The organism is Achromobacter maghribensis, assembly GCF_057334215.1.
The window spans coordinates 63,103-89,838 of the sequence record NZ_JBHFII010000035.1; the positions used below are offsets into that span (position 1 = coordinate 63,103).

Consider the following 26,736-nt stretch of genomic DNA (forward strand, 5'->3'; position numbering starts at 1 on the left):
AAATTCGAAAGGGGTCGGGCGACGCTAGATCAGCACTTGATGGCCGTCGTTTTCCTTGAGCGCTTCTTCGCGGTAGAGCGCCAGCGACCGCATCACCGGCAGGTCGTTGAAGCAGAAAAGGCAGGCGTCGTCGTTGGACGACAGGTTGGCGTGTTCGTGGATGGCCCAGGACGGGACGCAGAAGATGTCGCGTTCCGTCCAGTCATAGCGTTTGCCGTCAATGATGGAAAAGCCGCTGCCCTTGGCGACCTGATAGATGAAGCTGCCGGTGTGGCGGTGCGCCTTGGTGTGCTCGCCGGGACGCAGCAATTGCATGCTGGCGCCGATGGTGGGCATGACCGAGCCGCCGGTCGCCGGGTTCACGTATTCCAGCAGGATGCCGTCGTACGGGCTGCCGGCAGTGGTGCGCGCATAGCGGCGCAGCGCCTCGTAGGTGGGTTCCCATTCGTATTTGAACAGCGGCGAATAGGGCTTCGTCCAACCCGACACCTGCGGCCGCAACGCCGCATGGCCCCAGGCCGCGCTGGTGTCGTCCACGGGGTAGGTCACCGCCTGGTTCAGGTCGGGATGCACGGCGTAGAAGCCGGCCTCAAGGGCATTGACCAGCGGGATGTCCAGGCCGTCCTGCCAGATACAGGTGGTGCCGTCCTCGGACACGCCGTGCTCGTGCCAGGTACCGTTGGGCGTCAATACGAAATCGTTCGCGCCCAGCGTCATCTTGTGGCCGTCGACCACGGTGTAGGCGCCCCGGCCTTCCATGATGAACCGCAGCGCGGAATGCGAATGCTTGTGCGCCGAAGCCAGTTCTCCGGGCTGCATCACCTGCAAGCCCGAATACAGCCAGCCCACGGCGGCCGCCACGTCGCGCCGGCCGGGATTGTTCAGATAGATGACGCGCCGGCCCGCCTCTTCCGGCGACACCAGTTCGGCGGAACGCAGCACATGGCCGCGCAGTTCTTGATAGCGCCACACCACGGGCACCGACGCCGACCGTGGCGCCCACGGTTCGATCTTGTTCGCCACCGTCCACAGCGCGCCCGTCTCCAGGCCCGCCAGCGCTTGGTAGTAGGCAATGCGCTCCGGCGAGTCGGCCACATTGGCGCGCCCGGCGGTGTCTTCGCGATAGGCGTCGTACCGGTTCGATGTCATCCCTTGGCCTCTATTTATAAAAATCATAAGATTTTCGAAAATAATAGAGGCGGCGTGGAAATCCGGCAATCTCCGCGCGCTAGGGGTTTTCCCGTCAGCGGAATTTTATTCCCGCAGCGTCAAAAAATACTGTACAAAAACACAGTTACCCGTGATACATTTCGCTCGCCCGTAAAACCGTCGTCCAGGAGAATCCTGTGTCCGAAGCCGCTCATCTTGTTCAGTACATCGTCGTTCCCTATCGCGCCGCCGCCAACGGTGTCTCGCCAGGTGAAATCCGTCCGGCCAGCAGCGAATTCGGCGCGATCCGAATCGCCAATTCCATGGCTGCCAAGTTCGCGGGGGTCGCCGCCTATGAAGTGTGGATCGATAAAGAAACCGGCGACATGGAATCGCCCCGCATCCTGACGCAGATCGGCACGGTGCCGTCGCTGGATGATTGATGCCTGACCGCCCGTTCAGCAATGAACGGGCGCCTCACCGTATCGCTGCGGCCGCGGATTCGCGGGGGGCTCCGGTATATTCACGCGGTGTCCCTTATTCGATTTCGCGAACCCGCCCCGGACGGTGATCTTGATGCCCCCTCTGCTTGTCCGCTTGGCCCGCCTTACCCGTTTGCTTCCTGCCGCGCTGGCGCTGGCAGCGCTGGCCAACCCCTCCGCCCACGCTGCGCAGCGCATCGTCTATAGCGGCACCCTGGACGGCGCCGGCGAAGTCGTGATGGAACTGGACGCCCAGGTGGCTGACAACGGCGTGCTGACCGGCCGCTACTTCTATCCGAAAGCCGGCGTCGACATTCCCCTGCAAGGCGCCGAACAGGCATTGACCGAGCCGCCGCCGAACTGGAAGGCGACGAGCAACCGGGCTTCCGCGAACACGCCACCCGATACGCCACCCACTGCGGCCACCTGGCAGGGCACGCGCGACGCCCAGGGCTATCGCGGCACCTGGACTGACGCGCGCAGCGGTAAGCGACGCGGCTTCGAACTTCGGCGTGTCGCGCAATACGACACACGAGCCGCCGCGCCAGGCGTGATTCGCAACGGCGTTCAAACCTACCCGGACGTCAACGCCGAAACCGCGCCCTACGACACCCTGAAAATGGCCGGACACGCCGAGCCCTTCGGCGAAGAGATCGGCAACGGCGCAGTCGCCTATCGGATGTGGCGCGACCCGCGCACCCTGTTTCCTTATCCGCGGCTGAGCCGGCATCCCGACGAGCAAGTCGTCCGGCGCGTCAATCATCTGCTGGAACAGCGCCACTGGCGTAAAAACCTGGAGGCGCTGCAATGCTTGGCCCAGGCCTACACCAGCGACATCCCGAACAGCGGCACGCTGGGCAATTACGATGAAGAATCCATCTCTGTCAGTTGGCTCTCGCGCGCCCTCATGACGGTGACCGAGCGCGGTAGCCTGGATTGCGGCGGCGCCCATCCCTTCAATCATTTCGAACCCTATACCTACGACTTGCTGCGCGGAGACATCCTGGACTGGAACCGCGTCTTCGACGCCTATGTCTCGCGTCCTGACGGGCGCGTCCAGGCAAGCCCGACGCTGCTGGCCATCGTCGCCGCCACGCAGCGCACACTGGCCGCCGCCGAAGCCGAGGGCCGTACGGAAGAGGCATCCAAGGACGGCTGCGCCCTGCTCTGGCCGGATTACCTGGCCTTGGGCGCCGAGGCGCCCGGCGCGCTAAGCCTGTCGGTATCCGGCGTGGGCCACGCATCGGGCATCTGCCTGGGCACGCTTGCGCGGCTGCCGTTTGCGGACCTGGCGCCCCACGTGAAGCCCAGCGGTCAGGCCTACCTGGCGACGGAATAGCGCGGTGACTCCCTCGGTCCAACGCCCCCCGGCGCGTCGCACGAAACGGAAAATTGGCATCCCATTGCTGCTGCTGGCGGCGTTCGTCTTTGCGTATGGATCGGCAGCCCTGCTATGGCGGGTGCCGCTCGCCGTGGGGCTGGGCTACCTTGCGCTCAGCGCGCTGACATTCACCGTCTACGCCGTGGATAAAGCGGCCGCACGCGCCAATCGGCAAAGAACGCCCGAAAAGACGTTGCATGTCCTGGCGCTGGTGGGGGGCTGGCCCGGTGCGTTGATCGCGCAGGAATGGCTACGGCACAAGTCGGTAAAACCGGCTTTCCGTATGGTGTTCTGGATCACCGTCACGGCCAATATCGCCGCTTTTCTTTTCCTGGCTTCGCCCTACGGCAGGTCGCTGCTGGCGCAATATGTGCCTGCGTTGGCCTGAGGACATAGGGGTGGGGACAGAGATCGATTCGAAGAACCGAATCGCACAGCCGGCGTGAAGCTGTTCAGGTAGCGGATCGCTACGGTAGCTACGGGTGCTCAGCCTGCTGCGGCGTAGCGGTGTCGCGCCGTTGCAGCATGCGGGCGACCCGTTCGCCCGCGACCTGAAAGCGCTGCGCCAGGGACGCCGGCGCCAGCACATCGAATTCCACTTCCAGCGCCAGCAGCCAATACGTCAGCGCCTCCAGCGACTGGCCGGTGCTGCGCAGCAGGCAGCGGCCATCGTCCAACGCTTCGACCTGGCCGGCCGACGCGGGAATGCGCGCGGCCATCACCCCATGCGGCGCATGCAGCACGATGCGGGCTTCTTCGGCGTTGGGCGCCTGGCCCACCGCGCGCATCACATAGGCGCGCAGGTCGCCGCCTTCTGGCGGCGGACGCGGCGCGAAGTGCGCGCCCAGCGCCACCGCGCCCGCGATTCGGTCGAGCCGGAACGTGCGCCAATCGTCGCGCGCCGGATCCCACGCCACCAGATACCAGCGGTACCCCGTGTGCGCCAGCCCCTGCGGCTCGACCTGGCGCGTGCTGGGCTGGCCGCGGCTGTCCGCGTAGTCGAAGTTGACGCGCAGCTGGTCGCGGCAGGCGGCGGCCAGCGCGGCCAACAGTCCCGCATCGATCACCGGGCCGCCGCGTGGCAGCGGCACGATGGCCGACCGCAGCGCGTCCAGCTTGTGGCGCAGGCGCGTGGGCATCACCTGCTCCAGTTTGACCAGCGCGCGCAGCGCCGCTTCTTCCACGCCGCCGACCGTGCCCGTGGCGGCCGTGCGCAACGTGATGGCCACCGTCAGCGCCTCATCGTCGTCCAGCAGCAGGGGCGGCAGGGCGTTGCCCGCGCGAAAGGCGTAGCCGCCCGCCACACCGCTGCTGGCCTGGATGGGGTAGCCCAGTTCGCGCAGCCGGTCGATGTCGCGGCGCAGCGTGCGCGGATGCACCGCCAGCGTCTGCGCCAGGTCGGCGCCGGCCCAATGGCGGCGGGTCTGCAGTAGGGAAAGCAGGCGCAGAAGGCGGTTGCTGGAGCTGAGCATCGGTCAACGATAGCCCGTATCAAGGGCGGAAACTGTCCGCAATGGATTCTACAGTTCGTCCGTCGTCAGCGGCCATGGGGCCGCGGCACTCCCCCCAATCCGGAGCTTGTCCATGTCTATCGTCTTCTATTGGCACCCCCAGTCCAGCGCCTCGCCCATCGCCTGCGCCCTGGCCGAACTGCAGGTCCCGCACGAACGCGTCAAGGTGGATATCCGGGCCGGCGAGCAACGCCGCCCGGAATTTCTTGCCTTGAACCCCAACGGCAAGGTGCCGACGCTGACCGTGGACGGTGCGCCGCTGTTTGAAGCCCTGGCCATCCACTTGTGGCTGGGCGAGCGTTGGGGCGTCGAGCAGGGCTTGTGGCCCGCAGCCGGCACTTCGCAGCGGCTGGCCGCCATGTCGTGGTGCACGTGGGCCTATGTGACGTATGGCTCGGTGATTTCGCGCCTGTATGCCGTCGCCCACGGCGACGAGCAAAGCCGCGATGCCCGCCAGGCCGAGCGGGCCATCGCCGACCTGGATTCGCTGTTGGGTCTGCTGGATGCGCATCTGACGCGCCAGCCGTGGATAGTGGGCGACAAGTACTCGCTGGCTGATCTGGTGGTGGCGTCGGTGGTCGGCTACACCGCATTCTTGGGTGCGCCGGTGGCCGCCCATCCGAATGTGCAGGCCTGGCTGAGCACGGTCAAGGCCCGGCCGGCGATGCAAGGCGAGGTCTGAAGCAACGGCGGGCCTGTCACGCAAGATCACGCTACGACGTGACAATGCCGCGCTGCCAGACGGCGCGGCGAATCCGCTAGAGAGGGAAAGAGGCGAAGCCTCGTCGCACGCTATGCGACGCAGGACGCTACAGGCAATTGAGCCGTCGCAATCCTAGTGCTTTGGGTACCACTGGGGCACATCGTTGGGCAGAACATGGACACATCGTGTGCCACGACGTCCACGCAAGCCATTGATTCTGTGGCGCGCCCGACAGGAATCGAACCTGTATCAAGAGCTTCGGAAACTCTCATTCTATCCATTGAACTACGGGCGCAGCGCAAGGAGGCGACATTGTACCTAGTTTTCGCTAGCGTGCATGAAGTGGATCAAATCAGCTGTCAATCTCATCGAAAACCCCGCCACAGTCATTGGACGAGCGTCCCTGACACCGTTATATAATCCAGCGTTTGCTTGCAGGCGGATGCGTCACGGGTTCGCCAATTTGTGCAGTTACTGATTTTCTGTTGCCGCCGCCAGGCGCCCCACCCGTTAGCAGGATTTGGTCATGAGCAACGAGCAGGAACACATAGAAGAGCACTCCTCCCCCATCAAGACCCCCAAGCAACTGGTCGTCACGATCGTTCTATCTTTCGTGATTCCAATCGCCATCATCATCCTCCTGGTGAATATGGTGGTCACCGGCACCAAGGTCGGCGCCGGTTCCGATACGCTCACCGAAGAAGCCGTCACCAAACGGATCGCGCCGGTTGCGGGTTTCGCGCTGGTCGACGCCAACGCCCCCAAGGTCTTCAAGACGGGCGAGCAGGTTTTTGCCGCGGTCTGTACGGCCTGTCACACCGCCGGTATCGCCGGCGCGCCCAAGATGGGCGACAACGCAGCCTGGGCGCCGTTCATCAAGTCGGGCTACGACACCATGCTGAACGTGGCCCTGCACGGCAAGGGCGGCATGCCCGCCAAGGGCGGTAACCCCACGCTGTCCGACTATGAGGTCGCGCGCGCCGTGGTCTACATGGCGAACAAGTCCGGCGCCTCGCTGCCCGAACCGGCCGCTCCCGCCGAGGACGGCGCGAAGAAGGAAGCGGCTGCGGCCCCTGCCGCCGCTCCCGCGCCTGCTGCAGCGCCCGCAGCAGCAGCCCCTGCTGCGGCCGCACAGGCTCCGGCTCCGGCTGCCGCGCCCGCCGCGCCCGCCGCGCCGCAAGCCACCGCCGCAGTCAACCCGGCCGGCGAAAAGCTCTACAAGAGCGTCTGTTTCGCCTGCCACGCCACCGGCGTGGCGAACGCGCCCAAGTTCGGCGACAAGGCCGCCTGGGACCCGTACATCAAGACCGGCATGGACGCCATGGTGAAGGTCGCCATGCAAGGCAAGCCGCCGATGCCCCCCAAGGGTGGCGCGGCCAACGCCTCGGAAGACGACATCCGCGCGGCCGTGCAATACATGGTCGACGCGGCCAAGTAAATCCGGCTGGCCCAGCAAAAAGCCCCTTGATCGCTCAAGGGGCTTTTTTTTGCCGCCATGCTTTAACGGCATGTCGTCGGGTGTTATTCCGCCGACGATTTCAACAGCGACAGACCCAACTGCACGCGGCGCTGCAGCCACAGGCTGGGGCGATAGCGGGGGTCGCCTGTCACGCGCTGCATGCTCTTCAGGATTTCCAGGATGCGGTCAGCGCCCAGCTTGTCGCCCAGCGCCAGCGGACCCACCGGATAGCCCAGGCCCAGCGTCACGGCCTGGTCGATGTCTTCCGGCGTGGCGATCTGCTGCTGCGCGATATCGCTGGCGATATTGACGATCATGGCCACGATGCGCTGGGCGATGAAGCCCGGCGAATCCTGGATCACGGTCACCGGCACGCCGTCGGCGGCCAGCAGCGCATGGGCGGCGTCGCGCCATTTGCTCTCGGTCGCGGGCGACACCATGACGGTGCGGCGCTTGGCGCCGTCGAATGCATACAGCGTATCCAGGCCGACCGTGCGGCCCGCGTTCAAACCCTGCGCGGACACCGACGTCGAGACGTCGTCGCCAAACGGGGTGACGACGATCAACGCATCGGCGTCGGGCGTGGCGCCCGTGACGAGCGTCGCGCCCAGCTTTTCGATCAGCGCCGATGCGCGCGCGTAGCCTTCCGCGTGCTTGGGGCTGACCCACACTTTCAGGCCTTCCGGTAACGCCGGCACGGGCGGCTCGGCCGGCACCTGCTTCTGGCCGTCGGCGTAGACGTAGAAGCCTTCGCCGGCCTTGCGGCCGATCAGGCCGCCGGCCAGGCGCACGGTGGTGATCGGCGACGGGCGAAAGCGCGGCTCGTCGAAGAATTGGCGGTAGATGGACTCCATCACCGGATGCGACACGTCCAGCGCGGTCAGGTCCAGCAGTTCGAACGGGCCCATGCGAAAGCCCGCCTGCTCACGCATGACGGCGTCCACTTGCGCGAAGGTGGCGACGGCCTCCTGCGCCACGCGCAGGCCTTCGGTGTTCATGCCGCGGCCAGCGTGGTTCACGATGAAACCGGGCATGTCCTTGGCGCGCACGGGCGTGTGGCCCATGCGGCGGGCCAGCGCGGCCAGCGCGTCGCCGGCTTCGGGTGCGCTGCGCAGGCCGTCGATCACTTCCACCACCTTCATCAACGCCACCGGGTTGAAGAAGTGATAACCCACCACACGCTGCGGGCGCTTGCAGGCGGCGGCAATGGCGGTGATGGACAGCGACGACGTGTTCGACGCCAGGATGCAGTCTTCCGACACCACGCCTTCCAGGGCGGCGAACAGGTCGCGCTTGACGTCCAGGCGTTCGACGATGGCTTCCACCACCAGTTGGCACGCCGACATGTCGGTCAGCGCCGTGGCGGACTCCACGCGCTCAAGCGCGGCCTGCGCGTCGGCGGCGGTGAGCTTGCCCTTCTGGGCCAGCTTGTCCCACGTCTGGCGCAGCGATTCGCGTGCGGCGGCAACCGCGTCGGCGCTGGTGTCGTACAAGCGCACGCGCAAACCGGCTTGCGCCGCGATCTGCGCAATGCCGCGCCCCATGGCCCCGGCGCCCACGACGCCGATGGTTTGAATCTCCGTCATCAACTTTCTCCTGCCTTTATTGGAATGGATCGTGTGCGCCGCGGCGTGGCGGGGCGCAGGGAAAACAAAGCGGCGCCATGCCGCTTTGTCTTCGCTCAGGCCTGGCTCTGGGCCAGCGCCTGGATGTCTTCGGCCGATAGCCCCAGCTTTTCAGCCAGGACCTGCGCGGTGTGTTCGCCCAGCATGGGCGGCGGACGGCGGTACTCGACCGGGCTGTCCGAGAATTTCAGCGGGCTGGAGGCCATCGGCACGCGGCCGGCAGCCGGGTGCGGCAGTTCAAGCTTCATGCCGCGCGCCAGCACGTGCGGATCTTCATAGACCTGGTCCAGTGTATTGATGGGGCCTGCGGGCACGCCCACGCTTTCCAGCGAGGCCAGCCAGTGATCGCGCGCGCCGGTGGCCATGCGTTCGGCCAACAGCGGCACCAGCTCCGCACGGTTCTTCACGCGCTGCGGATTGGTCGAGAAACGCGGGTCCGCCGACAGTTCCGGCAAGCCGATCGCGCCGCAGTAGTTGCGGAACTGGCTGTCGTTGCCGACCGCCACGATCAGGTGGCCGTCCGCCGCCGCGAACACCTGGTAGGGCACCAGGTTCTGGTGGGCATTGCCGGCGCGCTTGGGCGCCACGCCCGACGTCATGAAGTTCAGGTTCTGGTTGGCCAGCATCGAAACCTGGCAATCCAGCAGCGCCATGTCGATGTGCTGACCCAGGCCGCTGTTGGCGCGTTCCAGCAGCGCGGCCAGGATGCCCACGGTGGAATACATGCCCGTCATCAGGTCCGCCACCGCCACGCCGGCCTTTTGCGGGCCGCCGCCGGGCAGGTCGTCGCGCTCGCCCGTGATGCTCATCAGCCCGCCCATGCCCTGAATCATGAAATCGTAGCCGGGGCGGCTGGCGTAGGGGCCGGTCTGGCCGAAGCCGGTGATCGAGCAATAGATCAGGCGCGGGTTGATGGCCTTCAGGCTTTCGTAGTCCAGGCCGTACTTCTTCAGTCCACCGACCTTGAAGTTCTCGACAAGGATGTCGCTTTGCAAGGCCAGTTCGCGCACCAGTTCGGCGCCGCGCGGCGACGCGATATCCAAGGCCACCGACAGCTTGTTCCGATTGGCGGACAGGTAATAGGCGGCTTCGGTCGTGTCGTTGCCGGCTTCGTCCTTCAGGTACGGAGGCCCCCAGGCGCGCGTGTCGTCGCCAGCGCCGGGACGTTCGATCTTGATCACCTCGGCGCCAAGGTCGGCCAGGTTCTGGGTGCACCAGGGGCCCGCCAATACGCGGGTCAGGTCCAGCACGCGTATGCCGGTAAGGGGAGCGGGACGTTGCGACATCGGTGTTCTTTTCGCTAGATGGGAAATGAAAACGTCCGGCTGGCGGCCAGCGCAAGCCAGACTGGAGTCTGTCATGCCAGCGGTCCGAGCCGCTGGCGCGTCATATGCGATATTAGCCCGGGTTGCGCGAGCAACCCGCCATTCTTCCGATCAGGAATGGGCCTTGATCGTTTCGCGGGCGATCACCAGCTGCTGGATCTGCGACGTGCCTTCGAAGATGCGGAACAGGCGCACGTCGCGGTAGAAGCGTTCCACCGCGTATTCCGACATATATCCCGCGCCGCCATGGATCTGCACGGCGCGGTCGGCGACGCGGCCCACCATTTCCGTCGAGAACAGCTTGGCGCAGGCGGCTTGCATGGTGGTGTTTTCGCCGCGGTCACGCATGCGGGCGGCGTCCAGCACCATGCAGCGGGCGGCGTAGAGTTCGGCCTGGCTGTCGGCGATCATCGCTTGAATCAGCTGGAATTCGGCGATCGGCTGGCCGAACTGCTTGCGCTCCATCGCGTATTTGACGGCGTCGGCCAGCAGGCGGTCGGCAATACCCACGCACAACGCCGAGATATGCAGGCGCCCCTTGTCGAGCACGCGCATCGACGTGCGGAAACCGTTGCCTTCTTCGCCGCCCAGCAGCGCGCTGGCCGGCACGCGGCAGTTATCGAACACCACGTCGCTGGTCAGGGCGCCGGCCTGGCCCATTTTCTTGTCGGGCTTGCCGATACTCAGGCCCGGCGTGCCGGCTTCGACCAGGAAGCAGGAGATCGAATTGGCGCGACGCTCGGGCGCGGTGCGCGCCATGACCGAGAACAGGCCGGCGATCGGCGCGTTGGTGATGTAGCGCTTGGTGCCGTTCAACACGTAGCTGTCGCCATCGCGTTCGGCGGACAGGCGCAGCGCCATCGCGTCGGAGCCCGCGTCGGGTTCGGTCAGCGCGAACGAGCCGATCAGTTCGCCGCTGGCCAGCTTGGGCAGGTAGCGGGTGCGCTGGTCGTCGGTACCGGCCAGCACGATGGCCTGCGAGCCGATGCCGATGTTGGTGCCGGCCAGCGAACGGAAAGCGGGCGAGGTCTGGCCCAATTCAAACACTACGCGCACTTCTTCTTCCATCGTCAGGCCCAGGCCGCCGAACTCCGGCGCGATCGACAGGCCGAACAGGCCCAGTTCGCGCATTTCGTTGACGATGTCGGGCGGAACCTGTCCGCTGGTGGCCAGTTCGTCTTCGGCGGGAATCAGGCGTTCGTGCACGAAGCGGCGCACGGCGTCCAAGAGCAGATTCAGGGTTTCGGTGTCCAGGGCCATGATGGAAGTCTCAAAAAGAAGGGATGCGACGGATGAGGCGGGAAGATCTGATACGGCGATTGGGTATGGGCAATGCGAATCCCGGCGGCGGCGCTCAGGCGCGCATGCCGCCAACAAGCAGGTCGAAGTAGCCGGCGGCGATGGTTTCCGCGCTGTCGCCCTGCCCCGGCTTGTACCAGCGCACCATCCAGTTCAGCATGGACAGCACGGCGCGGCCGGTGGCGGCCACGTCCAGCGCGCGGAACGTGCCATCGGCCACGCCCTGCGCAATCAGCTCGCGCAGGCGTTTCTCGTAGCCGTCGCGCAGCCTTGCGGCGTCTTCGCGTTCAGGTAAGGCCATGCCGGAATAGCCGATCAGCATCGTCACGAATTTGGCGTGGTGCTGTTCGAAGTACCGGGCGTGACCGACCATGAACGCGCGCAGCCGGGCGGCGGCGCCCTCGGCGCGGTCGACATCCTGGCCCACGGTCTGCGTCAGCCCGCTCAATACGACCAGGATGATGGCGTCGTAGATGTCCTGCTTGGTGGGGTAGTAGTGGTAAATGGCCGCCTTGGACACGCCGATGGCGGCGGCAAGATCCGACACGGAGCTGCCGTCGTAACCGCTTTGCGCGAAAAGCTTGGCGGCTTCATCCAGAATGCGTTCGCGCGGGGCCGCCAGCGTGGGCGGTCGGCCGGCGCGGGCGCGTTTCAGGGCCGGAGGAGCAGAGGTCGCCATGGCAGCCTTTGAAAGGGCCGCGCCGCAGGCCGGCAAGGGCCCGGGTGGGCCTCCATTGACAGCGGTTCGGCGCATGCCGTTAAATAAAGATTAATTAATTACCGGACGGTCGGTAGGTAATTATAGGCACATCCGCCTCGGGGACTCAAGCCTGCCTGCAGGCGGCCCCTTCTGGACTGACCTGAACACAACGCGACGACGCTATGCCCCACTCTCTCGTGACAGATTTGTATGGCCAGATGTCCCTGCCGGTCATCAGCGCCCCCATGTTCATCGTCTCCAACCCGACGCTGGTGCTTGCCCAGTGCACCAGTGGCATCGTGGGCTCGTTCCCCGCCCTGAACGCCCGCCCGCAAAGCCTGCTGACCGACTGGCTGGACGAAGTGCAGGCCGGGCTGGCCTCGTACCGTGAAGCGAATCCCGGCGCCGCGGTGGCGCCGTTCGCCGTGAACCAGATCATCCACCAGTCCAACGACCGCCTGGAACAGGACCTGGCCGTTTGCGCCAGCCACCGCGTGCCGCTGATCATCACCAGCCTGCGCGCCCCCGGCGACCTCGTCAAAGGCGTGCACGACTGGGGCGGCAAGGTGTTCCACGACGTCACCACGATTCGCCATGCCGAAAAGGCGCTTGAGGCCGGCGTGGACGGGCTGATCCTGGTCTGCGCGGGCGCCGGCGGCCATGCAGGCACGCTCAGCCCGTTCGCGCTGGTGTCCGAAGTGCGCCGTTTCTACGACGGCCCGCTGATCCTGTCGGGCGCCATCACCTCCGGCGCCCACGTGCTGGCCGCGCTCGCCATGGGCGCGGACTTCGCCTATATGGGTACTCGCTTCATCGCCAGCGAAGAAGCCAACGCCAGCGAAGGCTACAAGTCCGCCATCGTCGATGCCAGCGCCACCGACATCCTGTACACCCCGTTCTTCACCGGCATCCCCGGCAATTACCTGAAGGCCAGCATCGCGGCCGCCGGGCTGGACCCGGCCAACCTGCCGCAGCCGGACAGCGGCGCGTCCAACTTCGGGTCGTCGCGGGTCAAGCCGTGGAAAGACATCTGGGGCGCGGGTCAGGGCGTGGGCGGCATCGCCAGCGTCGAACCCACCCGCAAGATCGTCGACACGCTGCGTCGCGAGTACGATGACGCCAAAGCGCAACTGGCCGGCAGGACCTACGCATGAGCGCGGGCCTGAGAGTCGCCCGCGAGGGCGCCGTCCTGACGCTCACCATCGACCGCCAGGACCGCCGCAACGCGCTGGACACGGCCACATACGCCGCCTTGTCTGAGCAAATCGCGCTGGCGTCGGGCGACCCGTCGGTATCGGCAGTGATCCTGACCGGCGCGGGCGAACACTTCACCGCCGGCAACGACCTGCGCGACTTCCAGGCGGAACGTGGCGCGGGCGACAGCGCCGGCCTGACGTTCCTGCGGGCGCTGACCACGGCCGACGTGCCGGTGATCGCCGCAGTCGAGGGCTATGCCATCGGCATCGGCGTCACGCTGCTACAGCATTGCGACTTCGTCCACATTGGCGAAGGCGCCACCTTGCGCATGCCGTTCGTGGCGCTGGGCCTGTGTCCGGAAGGCGCATCCAGCCTGTTGATGCCCCGCCTGGCCGGACGCCGCGCCGCCGAATGGCTGCTGCAGGGCAAGGCGTTTTCCGCCCGCGACGCGCACGAAGCCGGTCTGGCGACGTCGGTCACGCCCAAGGGCCAGGCGCTGGCGGCGGCCCAGGCCACCGCGGCCGATCTGGCGCGTCAGCCGCCGGCCGCGCTGCGCCTGACCAAGGCCATGATGAAACGCGCCGACCGCCAGGTCATCCAGGAAACGCTGGACTACGAAGCCCAGCAATTCCGCGCCCGCCTGCAAACCGAAGAGGCGCAGGCGGCATTCGCGAAGTTCTTCAAGAAATAGCGAAGCAAAGATGGGTTGCGCGTGCCCGGCCCCGGCGTGCTGCACGTCGAGGCCCATCGGGCGCAACCCATCGGCTCAAAATGGCGAATCGGCCCGGAAGTTGGGTGCGCGGCGTTCGCGCAGGGATTTGACCCCCTCTTTCACGTCAGGCCCGCCAAAACCCATGAATTCCAACGCCAGCGACGTGTCGAAGGTCGGTCCCGCCATGCGCAGCCAGTTGTTCAGCGAATACTTCGTCCAGCGGATGGCGGTCTGCGAACCGGCGGCCAGCTTGTTGGCTACCTCGAAGGCGCGGGGGATGAGCTCGGCCTCGTCCACGCACAGCGACACCAGCCCGATCCGCTCGGCTTCCTCGCCGGTGACGGTCTCGCACAGCATCAGGTAGTACTTGGCTTTGGCCATGCCGCACAGCAGCGGCCAGACGATGGCCGCGTGGTCGCCCGCCGTCACCCCCAGGCGGGTGTGCCCGTCGATGATCCGCGCGTCGCGCGCGGCAATCGAGATGTCGGCCAGCAACCCCGCCACCAGCCCCGCGCCCACGGCCGCGCCGTGCATGGCGGACACGATGGGCTTGTTGCAGTTGATGATGTTGTAGACCAGGTCGCGGGCCTCGCGCCAGACACGGGTGCGCACGTCGAAGTCGTCGGCCATCTGCTGCACCAGATCCAGGTCGCCGCCACCCGAAAAGCCCTTGCCCTCCCCGCGGATGACCACCACGCGGGTATCGGGGTCGGTATCGATGTCGCGCCAGATGTCGGCCAGCTCGCGGTGCATGCGGTCGTCGGCCGTGGACAATTTGCCCGGCTGGCCACCTTTGGCGCCCATGATCAATTCCAGCACGCCGCCGGGATGCTGGCGCAGCTTCAGGGACTCGTAGGCCGAATAGTGTTGCAGCGTGATATCAGTCATTGTCTTCTCCGCGTTGTCTTTATTACCAATGGGGCAAGCCTGGGGCCGGCGCGTTTTTGGGCACTATAGTGGATACGCCGGCGTCCACCCGCCGCCAGCCAGAAGGAGCTTCAGCCAATGAACACCCCCGCCCCATCCGCCGGCGCCCCCATCGACCGCGCCAGTCTGCCGGCCCTGTTCGCCCCCCGGGGCGTCGACACGCACAAGGGCAGTTTCGGCACCGTCGGCGTGGTGGGCGGCGGCCCCGGCATGGCGGGCGCGGCGCTGCTTGCGGCCCGCGCCGCCCTGAAAACCGGCGCTGGCAAGGTGCTGGTCGGCTTCGCCCAAGAAGCCTCGCCGCTTGCCTGCGACCCGTTGCAGCCTGAATTGATGCTGCGCGACGCCCGGTCGCTGCTGGAGGGCGAGTGGGGCATCACCGCCTGGGTCGCCGGCTGCGGAATCGGCACGACCGCCCTGGCGGCCAACACGCTATCGGAATTGTTCGTGCTGCGCCGCGGCGCGCCGCTGGTGCTGGACGCCGACGGCCTGAACCTGCTGGCCCAGGGCGACGTCAAACCCAATTGGGGGCCCGGCCCCGTTGTGCTGACCCCGCATCCCGCCGAAGCCGGCCGCCTCTTGGGGTTAAGCGCCGCCCAGGTACAAGCCGACCGCCGAGACGCGGCGTGGCAATTGGCGCAACGCTTCGGGGCCTGGGTGGTGCTGAAAGGCGCGGCCACCGTCGTCTGTTCGCCCGACGGCAGCCGCCGGACCAACACCAGCGGCAACCCCGGCCTGGCCACCGCTGGAACCGGGGACGTATTGGCAGGGATGCTGGGGTCGCTGATCGCCCAGGCCCTGCCGTTCGAGCAAGCGGTGGCCGGAGCCGTCTGGCTGCACGGCGCCGCGGCCGATGCGCTGGTCGGGCACGGCATTGGCCCGATCGGCCTTACCGCGGGTGAGCTGGCGGATGCCGCGCGGGCCCTGCGCAATGGCCGCTGAGGGGCGTTCCGGGGCGTCAAACCGGGCTAAGTCCCCGTGGAATAAACATTTTTACAACATACTAGGGTTTTCCCCTAAAAGGTCGTTGCTTTTAATTTAGGGTTATCCCTATAATGGTTTACCCCAAGACGAAACGGACTGGAGAAGACCATGAGCGAACTGACCTTGAATAGCACTGCCCGCCTGACCGACGCGCTGGAGCGCGACCTGCTCCGCGGCGCTCTCGAGAACCAACCGAATTCCCACCCGCTGACCAACCTGAAGAAGGCTGGCCAAACCGTGATCGCCGCTGTTGCCAGCGTCTTTGCCTTCATCGACGAAGTGAACGACTCGATGAACAAGGCCCGCGCCGCCAGCTCGCGCTTCTCCGGCTCTCAGTGGTAAGTCCCGCTGCGCGGGCATGAATCGCGACCGATCTCCCGCGATTCCGGCTTGCGCGCTGCCGTCGCACGGCCTGACCGGCTGGTCCGGTCTTCCCGTGTGGCGGGCTTTCGGCGCCCGCCCCTCACCGGCGCCATCGCGCCGCGCCGGCTCCCATTGATGCTGTTGGGAGCCCCCGCGACGCCCTCCCGGCCCTTTTGCCGCACCTTCCTCTCGGCGTTTTCCCTAGCGCCCGATTCGCCGTTCTGCATTGACAGCGCGCGAACCCCCTACCGATAATCGGCCCCTTGCCGTCGTGCCTGGCGCCAAAACTCCGCGTGCCCTGCCGACCCCTGCTGTCCGCCCGGCGCGCCCGTTGGCGCTTCAGGCACGATCCGGTTCGTTATCCATCCGGAGTTGTCATCATGAAGTTGCGCACCACCCTGGCCCTTGTGGCCGCCGCCATCCCTTTGGCTGCCGCCCAAGCCCAGACGCTGAAGATCGGCCTGTCGGCCGAACCCACTTCGGCGGATCCCCACTATCACAAGATGACGCAGAACGACGCGTTCTCCGCGCACGTCTACAGTTCGCTGGTGGGCCGCAGCGCCGACATGAAACTGACGCCCCAGTTGGCCAAGTCGTGGAAGAACCTGGATGACCTGACCTGGGAATTCAAGCTGCGCGACGATGTCAAGTTCTCGAACGGCAAACCGTTCACGTCTGAAGACGTGCTGTTCACGATCTGCCGCACGCTGAACAACGAAACCAACGTGTCGCAGTCCTACATGGACATGACCAAGCGCATCACCGACGTCCAGACGCCGGATGCGCACACCGTGATCATCAAGACCGGCGAGCCCTTCCCGCTGATGCCCGCCGAGCTGGCCCGCTCGTTGCCCATCGTCTGGAACGGCATCGTCGAGCACGGCAAGCTGACGTTCGACCCGAAGAAGGGTTGTGGCGTGACCGGCGCCTGGCCCACCGTTGCCGACTTCAACAACGGCAAGGATTCCATCGGCACCGGCCCCTACACCCTGAAGTCCTACGTGAAGGGCACCGGCATCGAGCTGGTCCGCAACGAGAACTACTGGGGCGAGAAGCCGTACTGGAAGGAAGTGAAGTTCGTGCCGGTGCCCTCCGCCGGCCCGCGCCTGACCGGCCTCTTGTCCGGTGACTTCGACATGATCGAAAACCCGGCCGCCCGTGACCTGCCGCGCCTGAAGGACAACCCGAAGTTCGGCTTCGTGGCCACGCCGTCCACCCGCCTGGTGTTCTTCCAGCCGGACGTGGGCCGCAACCCGAGCCCGTTCGTCAAGAGCGCCGACGGCAAGAACCCGCTGCAAGACCTGCGTGTGCGCAAGGCCATTTCGATGGCCATCGACCGCAAGACCATCACCGCCCGCATCATGGACGGCATGGCCACCCCGGCCTACCAGTTCATGCCCGACGGCATGTTCGGCGCGCTGCCCAAGGCCCCGGAAATCAAGTACGACCCCGAAGGCGCCAAGAAGCTGCTGGCCGAAGCTGGCTACCCGAACGGCTTTGAACTGACGCTGTCGTCCACCAACGACCGCTACGTCAACGACGGCCAGATTGCCCAGGCCGTGGCCCAGTATCTGGCCCGCGTCGGCATCAAGACCAACGTGGACGCCATGACGGCATCCATCTACTTCCCCAAGCGCGCCAAGCGCGAGTTCAGCTTCTCGATGGGCGGCTGGCCGGCGGAAACGGGCGAAGCCTCGGCGTTGTTCCAGCTGTGGGTTGCGTCCCTGGATTCGCCCAACAGCCTGGGCACCAGCAACTACGGCGGCTTCTCCAACGCCGATTTCGACAAGGTCTACAAGCAGGCCATCGTGACGGTGGACGCGCCCAAGCGCGAGAAGCTGTTGCAGGAATCCACCCAGATCGCCCTGGACAACGTGCCGCTGATCCCGCTGCACTTTGAAAGCAGCATCTGGGCCTTCCGCAAGGGCATCACCTACGAAGGCCGCCGCGACCAGTACACGCTGGCCACCTCGGTCACGCCTGAAAAGAAGTGATCCACCGCGTCTGAACCAGAAAACGGCTGCCCTGTGCAGCCGTTTTTTTTGGTCGGATACCCTATACAATTCCCCCGCTTCATCGGAGTTGCCATGCCCACGCCTACCCCAGCGGCCCGTCCGCGCCCTTTTCTTTTAGCCTGTCCGGATTTGTCGGCCGAACGCCTGGGCAATACGGATACGCCGGGCGTCTGGCATTTCGATTCCGGCGTGCCCGGCAAGCGCGTCATGTTGAGCGCGCTGATCCACGGCAACGAGCTGTGCGGCGCCTGGGCCCTGAAAGAAGCGCTGACGGCCGGGCTGCGGCCTCGCCGGGGTTCGCTGACGCTGGCCTTCTGTAACCTGGCCGCGTTCGACCGCTTTGACTCCGCCAATTACGCCCCCGCGCGCTTTGTCGACGAAGACATGAACCGCGTCTGGAGCGACGACAAGCTGACCGTGCCGATCAGCCAGGAACGCCGCCGTGCCGCGCAGATCCGTCCATGGGTCGAACAGTCCGACTGGTTGCTGGACTTTCATTCCATGAGCAATTCCGACGTGCCGCTACAGTTGACCGGCATGGAACAGCGCAATATCGACCTGGCGCTTGCGCTGGGCAACCCCGCCACCATCATCGCCGACGCCGGCCACGCCGCTGGCGTGCGGATGCGCGACTACGGCCGCTTCGGCGAAGCCGGCGACAACGGCACGCGGTCTTTGCTGATCGAATGCGGCTTCCATGGCGCGCCCGAAGCGCGCGGCGTGGCGGTGGACCAGATGGCGCGTTTTCTGCTGGAAGCGGGCACGGTCGACGCCGCGGACCTGCCCGCCGGCTGGGTCGCCCCCAGCGCCCCGTCGCAGCGCGCGCTGCGCGTGACGCATGCGGTCGCCGCCAAGAGCGCCGATTTCCGATTCGCGGAGCCCTGGAAGGGCCTGGAAACGCTGGCCGCCGCCGGCACCGTGATCGGCTGGTCCGAAGGCGAAGCCGTCGCCACGCCCTACGACAACTGCGTGCTGATCATGCCGTCCACCGCGAATCTGCGGCCCGGCGTGACGGTCGTCCGCCTGGCCCAGCCTATCGCCTGATCCGCCATCCCGATTCAACACGAGAGCAGCGCCCGCCAAAGAGGCGCCTTTCAGCACTACCGGCACTACCCATAACAACTAGGGAAAAAACATGTCAGCCCAGGTATTCATCCGCAGCGCATTGCTGGCCTGCACGCTTGCCGCCTGTACGGTGGCCGTCCAGGCCCAGACCCCGCCTTCCACCCTGAAGATCGGCCTGTCGTCCGAGCCCACGTCGATGGACCCGCACTACCATCAGGCCACGCCGAACGACGCGATGACCTCGCACATGTTCGAGACGCTGGTGGGGCAGGACGCCAAGATGAACCTGATCCCACGGTTGGCCACGGCCTGGAAGCCGGTGGACGACACCACCTGGGAATTCAAGCTGCGCGACGGCGTGAAGTTCTCGAACGGCCAGCCCTTCACGGCGCAGGACGTGATCTTCACGTTCTGCCGCGTGATGCATAACGAGCAGGGCATCGGCGGCTCGTATCCGGCGGTTGTCCAGAAGTTCGCGGGCATCGAAGCGCGCGACGGCAACACGCTGATCATCAAGACGCACAAGCCCTATCCGTTGCTGCCCAACGACCTGACCCGCACCGCCATGCTGTGGAGCGGCATCGTCGAACACGGTCCCATCACCTTCGACCTGAAAAACAAGTGCGGCGTGACCGGCCCCTGGCCGACGGTGGCCGACTTCAACGGCGGCCGCGACGTGATCGGGACCGGCCCCTACACGCTGAAGTCCTACGTGAAAGGGACCGCCATCGAACTGGTCCGCAACGACGGCTACTGGGGCGACAAACCGGCCTGGCCAGCCGTCAAGCTGGTGCCGGTGCCCGCTGCCGGGCCGCGCCTGACGGGTCTTCTGGCGGGCGACTTCGATCTGATCGAGAATCCCGCCGCGCGCGACGTGAAGCGCATTTCGGAGACGCCCGGCTACGGGTACGTGATCACGCCGTCCGTGCGCGTGGTGTATTTCCAGTTCGACGTGGCGCGCAGCCCCAGCCCGACGGTCAAGGCCGCCGACGGCAAGAACCCGTTGCAGGACGTGCGCGTGCGCCGCGCCATATCGATGGCGATCGACCGCAAGGCCATCGCCGCCCGCATCATGGACGGCGCCGCCACGCCGGCCAACCAGTTCCTGCCCGACGGCATGTTCGGCACCTTGCCCCACCCGCCCGAACTGAAGTACGACCCGGAAGGCGCGAAGAAGCTGCTGGCCGAAGCCGGCTACCCCAACGGCTTCGAACTGGCCGTCTCGTCCACCAATGACCGCTACATCAACGACGCGCAGATCTCGCAAGCCGTCGCGCAGTACCTGTCGCGCGTGGGCATCAAAGCGACGGTGGACGCCATGACGCGTTCGGTATATTTCCCCAAGCGCGCCAAGCGCGAATTCAGCTTCGCGATGGGCGGCTGGTCCTCCGAGACCGGCGAAGCCTCGTCTTTCCTACAATACTGGGTTACCCGGTTCGATAAGGCGCAGGGCCTGGGCACCAGCAACTACGGCGGTTACGACAACCCCGAGTTCGACGGCGTGTTCAAGCGCGCGCTGGTCACGGTGGACCCGGCCGAGCGGGAAAAGCTGCTGCAACAGTCCCTGACCCTTGCACTGGCCGACCTGCCCAGCATTCCCCTGCATTTCGAAAGCAGCATTTGGGCGTTCAAGAAGGGACTGGCCTACGAAGGCCGGGCCGATCAGTACACCCTGGCCATGTCGGCCAAGCCCGCCAAGTAAGCACGCGGCGCCCGCAAACCCTGAGCCCACCAAGGAAATCATCACGTGGCCTTGTTCATCCTGCGCAGACTGATCCAGAGTCTGTTCGTACTGCTGGCCGTATCGGTCGTGGTCTTTTTCGCGGTGTATGCCGTGGGCGACCCGATCGAACTGCTGGTCAGCCCTGAAGCCAGCCAGGCCGCCCGCGAGGCGATGATCGCCCGCCTGGGCCTGGACCTGCCCGTGTGGCAGCAGTACACCGGGTTCCTGTGGCGCGCGCTGCACGGCGATCTGGGCACGTCCTTCGTGCACGGCATCCCCGCCGTCGAACTGATCGTGCAACGCATCCCTGCCACGTTCGAGCTCGTCTTCGTCGCCATCATGCTGACCTGTGTCGTCGGCATCCCGCTGGGGCTGGTCGCCGGCCTGTACCGCGACGACTACCTGGGACGCGGCATCATGGCGTCGTCCGTGCTGGGCTTTTCGCTGCCGAACTTCTGGCAGGGCATGATGCTGATTCTGCTGTTCGCCGTGTGGCTGGGCTGGCTGCCGGCCACCGGGCGGGGCGACACCGTTACCGTGCTGGGCGTGCGCCTGTCCATCCTGACGGCCGATGGCTGGTCGCACCTGATCATGCCGGCCATCAACCTGGCGCTGGCCAACATCGCGCTGGTACTGCGCCTGACCGCCTCCGGCGTGGTCGAGGCCCGCAGCCAGGACTACGTGAAGTTCGCCCGCGCCAAGGGCGTCAAGCCCGGCCGTATCGTGCGCCGCCACATCCTGCGCAACATCCTGATCCCGGTCGTGACCGTGATCGGCATGGAATTCGGCAGCCTGATCGCCTACTCCACCATCACCGAAACGGTGTTCGCGTGGCCGGGCATGGGCAAGCTGCTGATCGACAGCGTCTACCAGCTGGACCGCCCCGTGGTGGTCGCGTACGTGATGCTGGTCACCCTGATCTTCGTGGTCATCAACCTGGTTGTGGACATCCTGTACGCCGCGCTCGACCCGCGCGTGCAGCTCGTGACCCCCGCTCAATAATCCGCCATGGCTAACTCTCCCAATCCCGGCCGCACCCGCACCGTCCAGCCTCTGGCTGAGACGCCCCAGCGCGCCTCCATCCTGAAGAAACTGCGCGCGCGCCCCACGGTGCGCGGCTCCGCGATCGCGCTGGCCATCCTGGTGGTCCTGGTGATCTTCGCCCCCTACTTCGCGCCGCAGAACCCGTACGACCTGGCCAACCTGTCGCTAATGGACGGCCGCCTGGCGCCGCGCCAGGCCCTGATGGACGGCAGCATCGCCTGGCTCGGCACCGACGACCAGGGCCGCGACATGCTCAGCGCCATCCTGTATGGCTTGCGCATCAGCCTGATGGTGGGCCTGTCCGCCGTCGTCCTGGCCACCGCCGTCGGCGGCGCGGTCGGCCTGATCGCCGCCTATGTCGGCGGCCTGGTCGACACCGTGCTGATGCGCATCGTCGACTTCATCCTGGGTTTCCCGACCATTCTGGTGGCGCTGGTGCTGCTGGTGGTGCTGGGCCGCGGGGTCGACAAGGTGATCCTGGCGCTGGTGCTGGTGCAATGGGGGCACTACGCCCGCATCATGCGCAGCCGCGCGCTGCAGGAACGCCGCAAGGAATACGTGGAAGCCGCCGCCAACCTGGGCTATCCGGCCTGGCGCATCATGGTCTACCACCTGCTGCCCAACTGCCTGGGCCCCGTCATGGTGTTCGCCACCATCCAGATCGCCACCGCGATCGCGCTGGAAGCGACGCTGTCCTTCCTGGGGGTCGGCGTGCCGATCACCGAGCCGTCGCTGGGCCTGTTGATCTCGAACGGCTTCCAATACCTGTTGTCCGGCGATTACTGGATCAGCCTGTTCCCCGGCATTGCGCTGCTGGTGCTGATTCTTTCCATCAATATCGTGGGCGACCGCCTGCGTGAAAGCCTGGACCCCCGACGAGCATGAGCGACATTCTTCTTGATGTGCGCGGACTGCGCACCGCATTCCATACCGAGGCCGGCGCGTACCTGGCCGTCGACGGCGTCGACCTGACCGTGCGCCGCGGCGAAATCGTGGGCCTGGTCGGCGAATCGGGTTCCGGAAAATCCGTCACGGGATTCTCGCTGCTGGGCCTGATCGACCCGCCCGGAGAAGTCGTGGACGGTGAAGTGAAGTTCAAGGGCACCGACCTGCGCAAACTCACGGAAGAGCAGATGCGCCAGTTGCGCGGCAACCGCATCGCCATGATCTTCCAGGACCCGCTGATGACGCTCAACCCGGTGCTGCGCATCGGCGAGCAGATGATGGAAGCCATCCTGACGCACGAGAACGTGTCGCGCGCGCAAGCCGAAGAACGCTGCCGCGAGGCACTGGCGATGGTCGGCATCCCGGCGCCGGAAAAGCGCCTGAAGAGCTATCCGCACGAGTTCTCGGGCGGCATGCGCCAACGCGTGGCGATCGCGATCGCCATGCTGAACAAGCCCGACCTGATCATCTGCGACGAGCCCACCACCGCGCTGGACGTCACCATCCAGGGCCAGATCCTCTACCGCATGCAGGAGATCTGCCGCGAGCACAACACCGCGCTGATCTGGATCACCCACGACCTGGGCGTGGTGGCCGAACTGGCCGACCGCGTGGCCGTGATGTATGCCGGCCGCATCGTCGAAAGCGGCCCGGTCGAGCAGGTGCTGGAATCGCCGCGCCACCCCTATACCAAGGGCCTGCTGGATTCGATGCCGGGCGCGACGCAGCCTGGCGCGCGTCTGCACCAGATCAACGGCATGGCGCCCAGCCTGGCCGGCCGCCCCTCGGGCTGTGCGTTCCGTCCGCGCTGCACCAAGGTTATCCCGCGGTGCACCGAACAAGCCCCCTCCGTCACCACAGAAGGTCCGCGCAGCTATCGCTGCTACGTGCCGATAGCCCGCGAGGCACAAGAAGCATGAGCCAAGCCGATACCCCCGTCATCGAGCTCAAGAACATCCACAAGCGCTTCGAGCAACGTCCCGACCTGGCCCAACGCATCCTGGCCCTGACCGGCCGGCCCATCGACCGCCGCACGGTGCATGCCGTCAATGGCGTGGACCTGTCCATCAAGCGCGGCGAAGTCGTCGGGCTGGTGGGCGAGTCCGGCTGCGGCAAGTCCACCCTGGGCCGCGTCGTGGCAGGCCTGCACCGCCAGACCGAAGGCGAACTGCTGTACCAGGGCCAGGACGCCGTGCGCCTGCGCGGCGCCGAAAAATTGGCCTACACGCTGGGCGTGCAGATGATTTTCCAGGACCCGCAGGCCTCGCTGAATCCGCGCCAGCGCCTGCGCCAGATCCTGGGCGAATCGCTCAAGGTCCACAAACTGGCGCCGCCCGCCGACATCCCCGGCCGCATCGACCAGGCCCTGAAGGAAGTGGGCCTGGACGCCGAATACCGCGACCGCTTCCCGCACCAGATCTCGGGTGGCCAGCGCCAGCGCATCGGCATCGCCCGCGCACTGATGGTGGCGCCCAAGTTCCTGGTCTGCGACGAGCCGGTCGCCGCGCTGGACGTGTCGATCCAGGCGCAGGTGATCAACCTGTTCATGGACTTGCGTGAACAGCATGGTTTCACCTATCTCTTCATCAGCCACGACCTGGGCGTGGTCAAGCACATCTCGGACCGCGTCGCGATCATGTACCTGGGCAAGATCGTGGAAATCTCCACGTCGGCCGAGATCTTCGCGCGCGCCAACCATCCCTACACCCAGGCCCTGATGGCCGAAGTGCCGGACGTGGCCCGCCGTGGCCGCAAGTTCACGCCGATCAAGGGCGAGATCCCGTCGCCGCTGAATCCGCCTCCGGGCTGTACCTTCAACCCCCGTTGCCCCCACGCCATGCCGCGCTGCCGCGAGCAGGCGCCGGTCCTGAAAGAAATCTCGGCGGGCCATTGGTCGGCCTGCCACCTGAATGAAGCGAGCGCTTGATGAAACCCTCCGACATGTCCAACGCGGACCGCATCGCCATCGAAATGGGCCATGCAGGCCGCAATGCCATCCTCTACGTGGATGAAGACCGCAATTCCGACCGCCCGTTCAAGCTGCAGACGTACCGCCCGTATGGCTACACGCCCGACCGCCCGGTCGTCATCGTGCAGCACGGCGTGCTGCGCAACGGCGACGAATACCGCGACTTCTGGGTCGAGGCGGCCGACAAGCACAAGCTGCTGATCGTGGCCCTGACCTTCTCCAACGAGATCTGGCCCGGCGTCGAAAGCTACAACAACGGCCGCGTGTTCTCGGCCGGCGGCAACCCGCGCCACATCGACGGCTGGACCTACGCCCTGGTCGGCAACGTGATCAAGGACATGATCGCCGGTGAAATCACCGATGGCCAGAACGTCTACCTGTTCGGTCATTCGGCAGGCGGCCAATTCGTGCACCGCCTGATGAGCAGCCAGTCGCACGCGCCGTTCAAGGCCGTCGCGGCCGGCAACCCCGGCTGGTACACGCTGCCGACCTTCGACCATCCGTTCCCGGAAGGCATGGACGGCGTCGGCCTGACCGAAGAGCACCTGGTGAAGCTGCTGGCCTACCCGATGACCATTCTGGCGGGCGACCAGGACATCGCGACCGACGACCCCAACCTGCCGTCCGAACCCGCTGCCATGCGCCAGGGCCCGCACCGTTTCGCGCGCGCGCAGAACTACTACGCGTTCGGCAAGCAGGAAGCCGAACGCCGCGGCGTGCCGTTCGGCTGGACGCTGCAAGTGGTGCCCGGCATCGGCCACGATGGCCGCGCCATGTCGGCCGTGTGCGCCAGCCTGTGGTTCGACGGCAAGATGCCCGACGACGCCGAACTGGCCCGCCTGGCTGGCCAGCAGGTCGCCTGACCCCTTTCCCAATTTCCGTTGCTGATTACCGATACCGCCATGTCCAACACTCAGAGCACTGAACAGATCGTCGCCGGCATCCAGGGCTGGCTGCAATGCGAATCGCCGTCCAACTTTCCGGAAGGCATCGCCGCGATGGCGCGCATCATCGCCGACTACGCGGCCGCCGCCGGCCTGACGGTGGAACTGTCGTCGCTGGGCCCCACCACCGGCCCGCTGCTGTACGCCACCAACCGCGCCCCCGGCGACACCCGCCCCGGCATCCTGATCCTGGCGCACATGGACACGGTGCATCCGGTCGGCACGCTGCTGGAGAACCCGGTCCGCATCGACGGCGACCGCCTCTACGGCCCCGGCAGCTACGACATGAAGGCAGGCATCTACCTGGCGCTGACGGCGTTGGCCGGCGTGGCGCGCCCCGGCGCGACGCAACTGCCCGTCGACTTCCTGGTGGTGCCCGACGAGGAAACCGGCAGCCATGCCTCGCGCGCGCACATCGAACGCTTCGCCGCCAACGCCAAGTACGCACTGGTCTGCGAACCGGCCCGCCCCAATGGCGGCAAGTGCGTGACGGCGCGCAAGGGCACGGGCATGCTGAACCTGAACGTCAAAGGCCGCCCCGCTCACGCCGGCATGCAGCATGAAAAGGGCCGCAGCGCGATCCGCGAAATGGCGCATCAGGTGCTGGCGCTGGAAGCGATGACCGACTACGACCGCGGCATCACGGTCAGCGTCGGTACCATCGCCGGCGGCACCGTCACCAACACCGTGCCGGCCCTGTGCCGTTGCGTGGTGGATTTCCGCGTACCCGACATGGGCGCCGCGGAAGACGTGCTGCGCCGGATGCGCGAGCTGTGCGCAGTGGGCCCGGACGTGGAGCTGGACATCAACGTGGAACTGAACCGTCCGCCAATGGTGAAGACGGACGCAGCGGCAGCACTGCTGGCATTGGTGCAGGGGTATGCCGACCGGGCGGGCTTCCTGCTGGAAGACGCGCCGATGACGGGCGGCGGCAGCGACGCGAACTTCACGTCGGCAATGGGCATCCCCACGTTGGACGGCCTTGGCGCGGACGGCGACGGCGCCCACACGTTGAATGAATATATCCTGGTGTCGACCCTAGAACAGCGGTTGAAGTTCTGGGAATTGTTGCTTCGGGAATTGGCTTGAAGGGGTAGTTTTTTTGGCGGTTTTTTGGGGGTTCTTAAGGCGCCCGTCACGGCGGTCCCCCGGCGAGTGCGGGTCAACGATTGCGGTCCGGAGCCTTCGCTCCGGCCTGCCCCCTTGTCATCTTCGTC

Annotated in this window: 25 protein-coding genes and 1 tRNA gene; 18 read left to right on the forward strand and 8 right to left on the reverse strand. The window is 66.2% G+C overall.

The genetic code is table 11. The annotated features are described in order from the left end of the window. Positions 1 to 24 precede the first annotated feature (24 nt). The gene (locus tag ACE039_RS14690; RefSeq protein WP_485822676.1) at positions 25 to 1,149 is read right to left on the reverse strand and encodes a cupin domain-containing protein; all 1,125 of its coding nucleotides are present in this window, start codon (positions 1,147 to 1,149) and stop codon (positions 25 to 27) included. Between the two features lie 197 nt (positions 1,150 to 1,346). Between ACE039_RS14690 and ACE039_RS14695 the strand changes: the two genes are divergently transcribed. The 3 genes from ACE039_RS14695 to ACE039_RS14705 all read left to right on the forward strand — a co-directional run bounded on the left by ACE039_RS14695 (position 1,347) and on the right by ACE039_RS14705 (position 3,400). After that, positions 1,347 to 1,592: a hypothetical protein gene (locus tag ACE039_RS14695; RefSeq protein ID WP_105559507.1), complete on the forward strand. Its 246-nt coding sequence runs from the start codon at positions 1,347 to 1,349 to the stop codon at positions 1,590 to 1,592. A 133-nt stretch (positions 1,593 to 1,725) separates the two neighbouring features. Beyond that, positions 1,726 to 2,970 (forward strand): hypothetical protein, encoded by a 1,245-nt coding sequence (locus tag ACE039_RS14700; RefSeq protein WP_485822677.1) that lies wholly within the window; start codon positions 1,726 to 1,728, stop codon positions 2,968 to 2,970. 4 nt (positions 2,971 to 2,974) lie between these two features. Next, positions 2,975 to 3,400 (forward strand): DUF1294 domain-containing protein, encoded by a 426-nt coding sequence (locus tag ACE039_RS14705; RefSeq protein WP_485822678.1) that lies wholly within the window; start codon positions 2,975 to 2,977, stop codon positions 3,398 to 3,400. An 88-nt stretch (positions 3,401 to 3,488) separates the two neighbouring features. Here the strand turns inward: ACE039_RS14705 and ACE039_RS14710 are convergent, their stop codons facing one another. Continuing rightward, positions 3,489 to 4,484 (reverse strand): helix-turn-helix transcriptional regulator, encoded by a 996-nt coding sequence (locus ACE039_RS14710; RefSeq protein WP_485822679.1) that lies wholly within the window; start codon positions 4,482 to 4,484, stop codon positions 3,489 to 3,491. 112 nt (positions 4,485 to 4,596) lie between these two features. Between ACE039_RS14710 and ACE039_RS14715 the strand changes: the two genes are divergently transcribed. Beyond that, positions 4,597 to 5,205, forward strand: a complete 609-nt coding sequence (locus ACE039_RS14715; protein WP_485822680.1) for a glutathione S-transferase family protein — start codon at positions 4,597 to 4,599, stop codon at positions 5,203 to 5,205. Between the two features lie 241 nt (positions 5,206 to 5,446). On the opposite strand, the gene ACE039_RS14720 is transcribed toward ACE039_RS14715, so the two are convergent. Then, positions 5,447 to 5,521: transfer RNA gene (locus ACE039_RS14720), tRNA-Arg, on the reverse strand. A gap of 231 nt (positions 5,522 to 5,752) precedes the next feature. Between ACE039_RS14720 and ACE039_RS14725 the strand changes: the two genes are divergently transcribed. Next, entirely contained in the window at positions 5,753 to 6,664 is a 912-nt protein-coding gene (locus ACE039_RS14725) for a c-type cytochrome (RefSeq protein WP_485822681.1), read from the forward strand. Between the two features lie 83 nt (positions 6,665 to 6,747). On the opposite strand, the gene ACE039_RS14730 is transcribed toward ACE039_RS14725, so the two are convergent. The 4 genes from ACE039_RS14730 to ACE039_RS14745 all read right to left on the reverse strand — a co-directional run bounded on the left by ACE039_RS14730 (position 6,748) and on the right by ACE039_RS14745 (position 11,613). Beyond that, positions 6,748 to 8,409: a 3-hydroxyacyl-CoA dehydrogenase gene (locus ACE039_RS14730; protein WP_485821046.1), complete on the reverse strand. Its 1,662-nt coding sequence runs from the start codon at positions 8,407 to 8,409 to the stop codon at positions 6,748 to 6,750. Next, entirely contained in the window at positions 8,367 to 9,596 is a 1,230-nt protein-coding gene (locus tag ACE039_RS14735) for a CaiB/BaiF CoA transferase family protein (protein WP_310034049.1), read from the reverse strand. The genes ACE039_RS14730 and ACE039_RS14735 overlap by 43 nt, the downstream gene beginning before the upstream one ends. Positions 9,597 to 9,746: 150 nt before the next feature. Next, positions 9,747 to 10,895 carry an acyl-CoA dehydrogenase family protein gene (locus tag ACE039_RS14740; protein WP_105559518.1) on the reverse strand — a complete coding sequence of 383 codons (1,149 nt, stop codon included), beginning with the start codon at positions 10,893 to 10,895 and terminating at the stop codon, positions 9,747 to 9,749. Positions 10,896 to 10,989: 94 nt separating this feature from the next. Next, positions 10,990 to 11,613 carry a TetR/AcrR family transcriptional regulator gene (locus tag ACE039_RS14745; protein ID WP_105559519.1) on the reverse strand — a complete coding sequence of 208 codons (624 nt, stop codon included), beginning with the start codon at positions 11,611 to 11,613 and terminating at the stop codon, positions 10,990 to 10,992. Between the two features lie 203 nt (positions 11,614 to 11,816). Here ACE039_RS14745 and ACE039_RS14750 point away from each other — a divergent pair, with 203 nt between their 5' ends. Both ACE039_RS14750 and ACE039_RS14755 read left to right on the forward strand, forming a co-directional pair. Beyond that, positions 11,817 to 12,788 carry an NAD(P)H-dependent flavin oxidoreductase gene (locus ACE039_RS14750; protein ID WP_485822682.1) on the forward strand — a complete coding sequence of 324 codons (972 nt, stop codon included), beginning with the start codon at positions 11,817 to 11,819 and terminating at the stop codon, positions 12,786 to 12,788. Further along, positions 12,785 to 13,522, forward strand: coding sequence for an enoyl-CoA hydratase-related protein (locus tag ACE039_RS14755; RefSeq protein ID WP_485822683.1), 738 nt, complete (start codon positions 12,785 to 12,787; stop codon positions 13,520 to 13,522). Before ACE039_RS14750 ends, ACE039_RS14755 begins: the two co-directional genes overlap by 4 nt. 75 nt (positions 13,523 to 13,597) lie before the next feature. Here the strand turns inward: ACE039_RS14755 and ACE039_RS14760 are convergent, their stop codons facing one another. Next, on the reverse strand, positions 13,598 to 14,431 hold the full coding sequence (locus ACE039_RS14760) for an enoyl-CoA hydratase/isomerase family protein (protein WP_485822684.1): 834 nt from the start codon (positions 14,429 to 14,431) through the stop codon (positions 13,598 to 13,600). A gap of 117 nt (positions 14,432 to 14,548) precedes the next feature. Here ACE039_RS14760 and ACE039_RS14765 point away from each other — a divergent pair, with 117 nt between their 5' ends. From ACE039_RS14765 to ACE039_RS14815, 11 genes are all read left to right on the forward strand, one after another. After that, on the forward strand, positions 14,549 to 15,409 hold the full coding sequence (locus ACE039_RS14765; protein ID WP_332007121.1) for an NAD(P)H-hydrate dehydratase: 861 nt from the start codon (positions 14,549 to 14,551) through the stop codon (positions 15,407 to 15,409). A 150-nt stretch (positions 15,410 to 15,559) separates the two neighbouring features. Continuing rightward, positions 15,560 to 15,793: a hypothetical protein gene (locus tag ACE039_RS14770; protein WP_105559524.1), complete on the forward strand. Its 234-nt coding sequence runs from the start codon at positions 15,560 to 15,562 to the stop codon at positions 15,791 to 15,793. A 401-nt stretch (positions 15,794 to 16,194) separates the two neighbouring features. Beyond that, on the forward strand, positions 16,195 to 17,808 hold the full coding sequence (locus tag ACE039_RS14775; RefSeq protein ID WP_416028865.1) for an ABC transporter substrate-binding protein: 1,614 nt from the start codon (positions 16,195 to 16,197) through the stop codon (positions 17,806 to 17,808). Positions 17,809 to 17,901: 93 nt separating this feature from the next. Next, the gene (locus ACE039_RS14780; protein ID WP_485822685.1) at positions 17,902 to 18,873 is read left to right on the forward strand and encodes a M14 family metallopeptidase; all 972 of its coding nucleotides are present in this window, start codon (positions 17,902 to 17,904) and stop codon (positions 18,871 to 18,873) included. Between the two features lie 91 nt (positions 18,874 to 18,964). Further along, entirely contained in the window at positions 18,965 to 20,596 is a 1,632-nt protein-coding gene (locus ACE039_RS14785) for an ABC transporter substrate-binding protein (protein ID WP_485822686.1), read from the forward strand. 45 nt (positions 20,597 to 20,641) lie between these two features. Further along, the gene (locus ACE039_RS14790; RefSeq protein WP_006227256.1) at positions 20,642 to 21,619 is read left to right on the forward strand and encodes an ABC transporter permease; all 978 of its coding nucleotides are present in this window, start codon (positions 20,642 to 20,644) and stop codon (positions 21,617 to 21,619) included. Positions 21,620 to 21,625: 6 nt separating this feature from the next. Next, positions 21,626 to 22,546: an ABC transporter permease gene (locus ACE039_RS14795; protein ID WP_313464614.1), complete on the forward strand. Its 921-nt coding sequence runs from the start codon at positions 21,626 to 21,628 to the stop codon at positions 22,544 to 22,546. Further along, positions 22,543 to 23,526 (forward strand): ABC transporter ATP-binding protein, encoded by a 984-nt coding sequence (locus ACE039_RS14800; protein ID WP_448709896.1) that lies wholly within the window; start codon positions 22,543 to 22,545, stop codon positions 23,524 to 23,526. Before ACE039_RS14795 ends, ACE039_RS14800 begins: the two co-directional genes overlap by 4 nt. Further along, positions 23,523 to 24,533: an ABC transporter ATP-binding protein gene (locus ACE039_RS14805; RefSeq protein WP_485822687.1), complete on the forward strand. Its 1,011-nt coding sequence runs from the start codon at positions 23,523 to 23,525 to the stop codon at positions 24,531 to 24,533. The genes ACE039_RS14800 and ACE039_RS14805 overlap by 4 nt, the downstream gene beginning before the upstream one ends. Next, positions 24,533 to 25,438, forward strand: coding sequence for a prolyl oligopeptidase family serine peptidase (locus tag ACE039_RS14810; protein ID WP_105559531.1), 906 nt, complete (start codon positions 24,533 to 24,535; stop codon positions 25,436 to 25,438). Before ACE039_RS14805 ends, ACE039_RS14810 begins: the two co-directional genes overlap by 1 nt. Before the next feature lie 39 nt (positions 25,439 to 25,477). Next, entirely contained in the window at positions 25,478 to 26,608 is a 1,131-nt protein-coding gene (locus tag ACE039_RS14815; RefSeq protein WP_448709897.1) for a M20 family metallopeptidase, read from the forward strand. The last annotated feature ends 128 nt before the right edge of the window (positions 26,609 to 26,736 follow it).